Raw genomic sequence first — 6,776 nt, 5'->3', positions numbered from 1 at the left:
GGGGTCTGGGGGGAGGAAGGGACGCGGGCCTCCAGGTGGGCGCGAAGCTGGAGTGCGGGCCCCGGGAGGGACGTCCCGCGAAAAAGTGCGGGCCCGGGACGTTCGCGAAAAGGGTGCGGGCCAGGAAAGGGTCCGGGCCCGGAAAGGGTGCGGGCCCGGAAGGGCGTACGCCGCCCCGGAAGCGGCACGTACGGAAAAAGGGAAAGAGCCGGGCGCTGGATGCGCCCGGCTCTTTCGTGTGGATCTATCGGGAGATCCTGCGCCGGCGGCAGGATCTCCCCGATCAGACCTGCCTGGTCAGGGCTTCGCGGAGGCGGTCGTTCGCCCGCTTGACCTGGCGACGGGCCCGCTGCACGCGCGTGATGCGGAGAATGAGGCGTTGCTCCTCCGCCTCTCGGTGGAGGGTTTGTATTCGGTCATTCACCAGGTCATGGATGAGATTCGGCACTGCACGGCTCCTCGGGTAATGAGTGTTCATCGGGGTCTTCGCTTTCTTGCTCGTAGGTGCGGTGTTCAGGCAGCGACCGGGTGCTTGCGCGGACGCCCACGCGGACGCTTGCGGGGAACGACGGTTCCCCGGAGGATCAGTTCGCCTCCCCAGACGCCCCACGGCTCCTCGCGCTCGAGGGCGCGAGCGAGGCAGGCCTTCTGGATCGGGCAGCCGCCACAAAGTGCCTTGGCGAACTCGACGTCCTGCGGCGACTCGGCGAACCACAGGTCAGGGTCGGTACGACAGGGGATCTTGGCTTCGTCGATCAGGTCCATGATCGTCTTCGCCCCCATCTGCTTCTCCTTTTGATCGTGCTTTTTGATCTTGGTCGTGCACCTCGTAGGTGGGTCGGGGATCACGGACAAACAAGAAGGCCGCGGATCCGGTCTGTGGATCCGCGGCCTGGAGGGCTGTTGCCGGTCAGGTTATGACCGGTGTATCCCTCCAGGGTTGCGGACCGCACAGTCCACCATTGGTGAGCTGGTTGGCCGGCAGTTCGATACGTGCGACGTAGACAGGAGCTCCTTGCACTCCGGCACCGGCGTGGGCGCGCGGGAAGAAGGCGGAGGCCTGACTACGGGCAGACTTCTCCTGCCGCAGTCTGGCGGGCCCATCGGCGAGCCTCACCGCGTCGCGGCATGCGAAGGCGAGCCACTGCGTGGCCGACATCGTGATGTTGATCACCGGGACTCACCTCCACTCTCTGGATCGTCGGAACAGGAGTGTCCGACTCGCTTGACCATGACCCTAAACCGGATTCCCGCGAAGGGGCAACATATTTTCTACCTGCGATTTTGTTACTTCGTCAGGCGGATCATGGCCTCCTGAACCACGGACACCACGAGGTCACCCGACGCAGTGAACATCTCACCGCGAGCGAGCCCCCGGGCGCCACCCGACCAGGGGGACTCATGAGCATAGAGCAGCCAGTCGTCGGCCCTGAACGGGCGGTGGAACCACATGGCGTGGTCCAGCGAGGCGCCCATGACGTTCGACGCGCCCCACGCCATCCCGTGGGCCAGCAGGATCGTGTCGACGAGGGTGAAGTCGGAGGCGTACGCGGCCAGGACCACGTGGAGCAGCGGGTCGTCGGGCAGCTCGGCGTGGTAGCGGAACCACACGTTCGTCTCGGCGCTGCGCAGCTCCGGGTTCTGGTACGCCTCCCACGTGAGCGGGGAGGCGTAGCGGGCGTCGACCGGGCGGGGGCGTGAGAGCCAGTCGCGGAGGTCGGGGTGGTCGCCCACCAGCTCGTACATCCGGTCCTGGAACGTGGGAAGCGTCTCGGGATCAGGCACGACCGGCATGACGGACGCCTGGTGCGCCACCCCCTCCTCGGGGATGTGGAACGAGGCGGACATCGTGAAGATCGCCTTGCCGTGCTGCACCGCGACGATGCGCCGGGTGGTGAACGAACGGCCGTCGCGCAGGCGCTCGACGTTGTAGACGATCGGGATCGACGGGTCGCCCGGCCGGATGAAGTAGGCGTGCAGCGAATGGACGTTGCGGTCCTTGGGGACCGTACGGCCGGCGGCCACCAGGGCCTGCGCCGCCACCTGGCCGCCGAAGACACGCTGGATGCGCTCCTCCGGGCTTCTCCCCCGGAAGATGTCGAGCTCGATCTGCTCCAGGTCGAGCAGGTCGAGTAGCTCTTTCAGCGCCTCGTTCACGTGTCCGTCCCCCCTCGTGCTTTCCGATCCTGGGACAAGTTTGACCTGCTGCCTATCTGCGCCCAAAGGTGGGCCTTACTTGTCTGATGATTGCGTGCCGGAGTTTCGGGGCTGTTACGGACGCCCTCGGTCAGGGGGTGCGGCAGAGGGAGAGTACCGCCTCTCCGTACCGGTCCATCTTGACGCGGCCGATCCCCGCGATCGACAGCAGCTCCTGCTCCGTCCCCGGCGCCCGCTCCGCGATCGCCTGCAGCGTCACGTCCGTGAAGATGACGTACGGCGGGATCTTGGCCTCCTTGGCCGCGGCGGTGCGCCAGGCCTTCAGGCGTTCGAGCAGGGCCTCGTCGTATTCCGCCGGGCACGTCACGCACCGGCCCAGCTTCTGCTCGGCCGCCGCCACCAGGGTCTTCGCGCACACCCGGCAGCTGACCGGGGCGGCCACCGGGCGGCGTTCGCGGGCGGCGGGGGCGATGCGGGGCGGCGAGGAGACGCGGCCGGTGAGGCCGTCGAGGAAGCGGGACGGGCGGCGGCTCTTGCGGCCTCCCGGTGCGCGGGCCAGGGCCCACGAGAGGGAGAGGTGCTCCCTGGCCCGGGTGATGCCGACGTACAGGAGGCGGCGCTCCTCCTCGATCTGCTCCGGCGTCTCCGCGTAGATGATCGGCAGCATGCCGTCGGTGAGGCCGACCAGGAAGACCGCGTCCCACTCCAGGCCCTTGGCGGCGTGCAGGGAGGCCAGGGTGACGCCCTCGACGGGCGGGGCGTGCTGCTCGGAGGCCCGGCGTTCGAGCTCGGCCACGTACGCGGGCAGGTCCGCCTCCTCCGCCGCCATGTCCTCCGCCAGATCGGCCAGGGCCTTCAGCGACTCCCACTTCTCCCTGGCCTTGCCGCCTCCGGGAGGCGTCGGGGTCAGGCCGACGCCGCTGAGGATGTCGTGCACCTCCGAAGCCAGGGGCGCCCCGCTGGCCGAGCGGGCGGCGCCGCGCAGCAGGACGACCGCCTGGCGCACTTCCGGGCGTTCGAAAAAGCGCTCGGCGCCGCGCAGGACGTACGGGATCTCGGCCTTGGACAAGGCCTCCTCGTAGGACTCCGACTGGGAGTTGACCCGGAAGAGCACGGCGATCTCTCGCGACGGCACGCCCTTGTCGAGCAGCTTCCTGATCGCGCGCGCGACGCCGGCCGCCTCGGCGGGCTCGTCGTCGTAGTCGGAGAAGGCCGGCTTCGGGCCCTCGGGCCGCTGGGCCACCAGCTCCAGGCGGTGGGGCGACTTGCCCTTGGCGATGACCAGGTTGGCGAGATCGACGACCTGCGGGGTCGAGCGGTAGTCGCGGACGAGCTTGATGACGGCGGCCTGCGGGTGCTCCACCGCGAACCCCGTCAGGTAGCGCGGGCTCGCGCCGGTGAAGGAGTAGATGGTCTGGTTGGGGTCGCCGACCACGCAGAGGTCGTCGCGCCCGCCGAGCCAGGTGTCGAGCAGCAGCTTCTGCAGCGGGTTGACGTCCTGGAACTCGTCGACCACGAAATAGCGATATTGCTGGCGGATCTGCGCCGCGACCTCCTGGTGCTCCGTCATCACCGCCGCGGTCAGCTCAAGGATGGTCTCGAAGTCGACCAGGTGGCGCTCGCGCCTGATCTGCTCGTACGCCTCATAGAGGCGGGCCACCTCCTCGGCCGGGCCGGGGGGCGTGCGGTGGTATTTGGCCGCGGCGGCCACGTAGTCCTCGGGGCCGATCTGGGTGACCTTGGCCCACTCGACCTCGGCCGCGATGTCCCGCAACTCGGACCGATCCGGATTTTTCCGGATCTGGCGGCAGGCTTCGATGAGGATCGGCAGCTTGGACTCGATCACCGAGGGCGCCGCGCCGCCGATGACCCGGGGCCAGAAGTAGGTGAGCTGGCGCAGCGCAGCCGCGTGGAACGTGCGGGCCTGCACGCCGGGAGCCCCCAGCGCCCTGAGCCGTTGCCGCAGCTCCCCCGCCGCCCTTGTGGTGAACGTCACAGCGAGCACGCTCCGCGCCTCGACGACGCCGCTGCGGACCGCGTACGCGATGCGGTGGGTGATCGCTCTGGTCTTGCCCGTCCCGGCACCCGCGAGCACGCACACGGGCCCGCGCACGGCTTCAGCCACCGCACGCTGCTCGGGATCCAGGCCGACCAGGACGTCATCCACGTTATTCACCTGTTCATCCTCCCAGCCGCTGGCGGTGAAGCACTTTATTCTGGCAACATGCGGGCCGACGTATGTTCATAGTCATCAGGATGCAAAGAACTGGTCTCTTCCCCCACAATGGGGCCGACCATGTGCATGGGGAAAGGAAGGCCGTGCGAACTGCGGTTTGCGTGGGCGCTCTGGCGCTCGCTGCCGTCGTGCTCACACCCGTAGCGGCGAACGCGACCAAGGAGCCCACACCTGCCCCCACCGTGAGCAGCCCCGTCGACGCTGACGGCCTCGGCGGCCTGGCCACGGAGAGCATCGCCTACGGCTCGCACCAGCGCCAGAACATGGACGTCTGGTGGACGCCCGACGGCCAGCAGCGGCCCGGGATCTTCCTGGTCCACGGCGGCTGGTGGTCCAGCGGCGACAAGAAGTACATGACGGAGATCACGCGCAGCTACGCCGAGCTCGGCTACACCGTCTTCAACCTCAACTACCGCCTGTCCGGCGACGCGGCCTGGCCGGCGCAGCGCACCGACGCGCTGACCGCGATCGCCACGGCGCGCAAGCACGCCGACCGGTGGGCGTTCGACCCGGGCAACTACGTGGTCGTGGGCTTCTCCGCGGGCGGCCACATCGCGGCGGCCGTGGGCACGTACGGCGACGGCATCAACGGCCTCAAGGGCGTCGTGGGCCTGTCGCCGATCATCTCCCCGCTGCGGGCCTACTCCGACGGCGAGAAGTCCACCGACCCCAACAAGCGCAAGCTCCGCACGGCCGCCATCCGCCTGGCCGGCGGCTGCGCGCCCAAGGGCAAGTGCTCGCGGGTGTGGGCCAGCATGGAGGTCGCCTGGCACGCCAGCCGCAAGGACGCCCCGATGCTGACGGTGCACTCCGACCACGAGTTCGTGCCGCCGGTGCAGAGCCAGCTGCTCAAGCAGATGCTCGGCCAGGTGGGCGTGCCGGTGACGGTGTTCACGGCGCCGGGGATCAACCACAGCGCCCCGCTCTACCGCGAGCCGGGCGTGGCCGAGCGCGTGCAGGCCTGGATCGCCGAGCGCATCGGATAGCGCGGCCGCCCACCGGCCCCACGCGGGGATTAACCGGGCACGTCGCGTTGTTGCATGGAGCGCCTGAATCTCTGACCCTGGAGGGATCTCCCAACATGGCGCTCACGGTCTACAGCACCACCTGGTGCGGCCCCTGCAAGCGGCTCAAGTCCCAGCTCGCCCGTGAGGGCATCAGCTTCAAAGAGGTCGACATCGATCGTGACCCCTCGGCCGCCGAGTTCGTGATGAGCGTCAACAACGGCAACCAGACGGTGCCGACCGTGGTGATCGACACGCCCAGCGGCCGCGTCGTGCGGACGAACCCCTCCGCTTCAGAGGTCAAGGCCCTGCTCGAAGCGGCCTGATCACCAGTCGCCGGTCAGCTCGCCGCCGTACCAGGTCTCGATGAGGCGGCGGGCGATCGACACGGGAGGCGGCAGGCGCAGCTCACCTGACTCCAGCGCCGCCGCCAGCTCCTCCCTCGAGAACCACCGGGCCTCGGCGATCTCCTCCGCGTCGGGGATGAGCATGGTCGTGGTGGCCTCGGCGAAGAAGCCGAGCATCAGGCTGCGCGGGAACGGCCAGGGCTGGCTGCCGAGGTAGCGCGGATTGACGACGGTGACGCCGACCTCCTCCGCCACCTCGCGGATGACGGCGTATTCGAGCGACTCCCCCGGCTCCACGAACCCCGCCAGGATCGACAGCCGCCCCTCCGGCCACTGGGGGCCGCGGGCGAGCAGGCAGCGGTCGTCCGGGTCGCGGATGAGCATGATCACCGCGGGGTCGACACGCGGGAAGTGCTGGCTGGAGTCCTTCGGGCAGACGCGGATGTGGCCGCCGGCCTGGACCTCGGTGCGCGTGCCGCAGCGCGGGCAGTATTCGTGCGTCGTGTGCCAGGCCTCCAGCGCCACCGCGAAGACCAGCAGCCCCGCGTCGCGGTCGCCGAGCAGGCCGCCGGCCTGACGCAGGCCGGCCGCCACCGGCTCGCCCTCGGGCGTGTCGCGCAGGCTCATCGGGATCGTCACCCGGCCGTTGCGCTCGCCGCCGGAGATGCCGGGCAGCGGCGCGGCCACCGCGAAGTAGGCCACCCCGCCTTCCACGCCCAGCAGGTAGCGCGGGCCCGGCGGCGCGTCCGCGGGGGTGAACAGCACCGCCTGTACCTCATCGCCCGTGCGGCGTACCAGAGTGTGGCCGTTGTCGATCACCAGCACCCTGGTCGCGGAGTCGGCCCAGGCCCGCTCCAGCCACTCTTCGTCGGCGCGCAACGCCGACGAACGATCCGTGGTGCCGCGCGCCAGCAGCAGCGGTCCGATGAGTTGCTCTTCCGCGGTGGTCTCCACTGGCCGCCCCTTCCAAATCCCATGTCATCCTATGACCTCGCACTTGGCCGCCGATTACCGAATCCGGGCCCCGAGGTG

The 6,776-nt window shown here is 69.4% G+C and carries 7 protein-coding genes; 2 read left to right on the top strand and 5 right to left on the bottom strand.

Annotation, left to right across the window (positions count from 1 at the left end; genetic code table 11):
• Positions 1-513 precede the first annotated feature (513 nt).
• The 4 genes from ETD85_RS33595 to ETD85_RS33580 form a co-directional block, all read right to left on the bottom strand.
• Positions 514-783, bottom strand: a complete 270-nt coding sequence (locus tag ETD85_RS33595) for a WhiB family transcriptional regulator (protein WP_138693832.1) — start codon at positions 781-783, stop codon at positions 514-516.
• Between the two features lie 127 nt (positions 784-910).
• Positions 911-1,174 carry a hypothetical protein gene (locus ETD85_RS33590; RefSeq protein WP_138693831.1) on the bottom strand — a complete coding sequence of 88 codons (264 nt, stop codon included), beginning with the start codon at positions 1,172-1,174 and terminating at the stop codon, positions 911-913.
• A 113-nt stretch (positions 1,175-1,287) separates the two neighbouring features.
• Positions 1,288-2,157 (bottom strand): acyl-CoA thioesterase II, encoded by an 870-nt coding sequence (gene tesB / locus ETD85_RS33585; protein ID WP_138693830.1) that lies wholly within the window; start codon positions 2,155-2,157, stop codon positions 1,288-1,290.
• A 130-nt stretch (positions 2,158-2,287) separates the two neighbouring features.
• Positions 2,288-4,324 carry an ATP-dependent DNA helicase UvrD2 gene (locus tag ETD85_RS33580; protein ID WP_138693838.1) on the bottom strand — a complete coding sequence of 679 codons (2,037 nt, stop codon included), beginning with the start codon at positions 4,322-4,324 and terminating at the stop codon, positions 2,288-2,290.
• Positions 4,325-4,476: 152 nt separating this feature from the next.
• Between ETD85_RS33580 and ETD85_RS33575 the strand changes: the two genes are divergently transcribed.
• Both ETD85_RS33575 and ETD85_RS33570 read left to right on the top strand, forming a co-directional pair.
• Entirely contained in the window at positions 4,477-5,379 is a 903-nt protein-coding gene (locus ETD85_RS33575; RefSeq protein ID WP_240779605.1) for an alpha/beta hydrolase, read from the top strand.
• Between the two features lie 95 nt (positions 5,380-5,474).
• The gene (locus ETD85_RS33570) at positions 5,475-5,723 is read left to right on the top strand and encodes a mycoredoxin (protein WP_138693829.1); all 249 of its coding nucleotides are present in this window, start codon (positions 5,475-5,477) and stop codon (positions 5,721-5,723) included.
• Here the strand turns inward: ETD85_RS33570 and nudC are convergent, their stop codons facing one another.
• A complete protein-coding gene (nudC, locus tag ETD85_RS33565; RefSeq protein ID WP_138693828.1) occupies positions 5,724-6,698 on the bottom strand; it encodes an NAD(+) diphosphatase in 975 nt (324 codons plus the stop codon).
• Positions 6,699-6,776: the final 78 nt, after the last annotated feature.

Source organism: Nonomuraea zeae (assembly GCF_005889725.1).
Lineage (GTDB): Bacteria > Actinomycetota > Actinomycetes > Streptosporangiales > Streptosporangiaceae > Nonomuraea > Nonomuraea zeae.
This window is presented reverse-complemented; position numbering and strand designations above follow the sequence as displayed.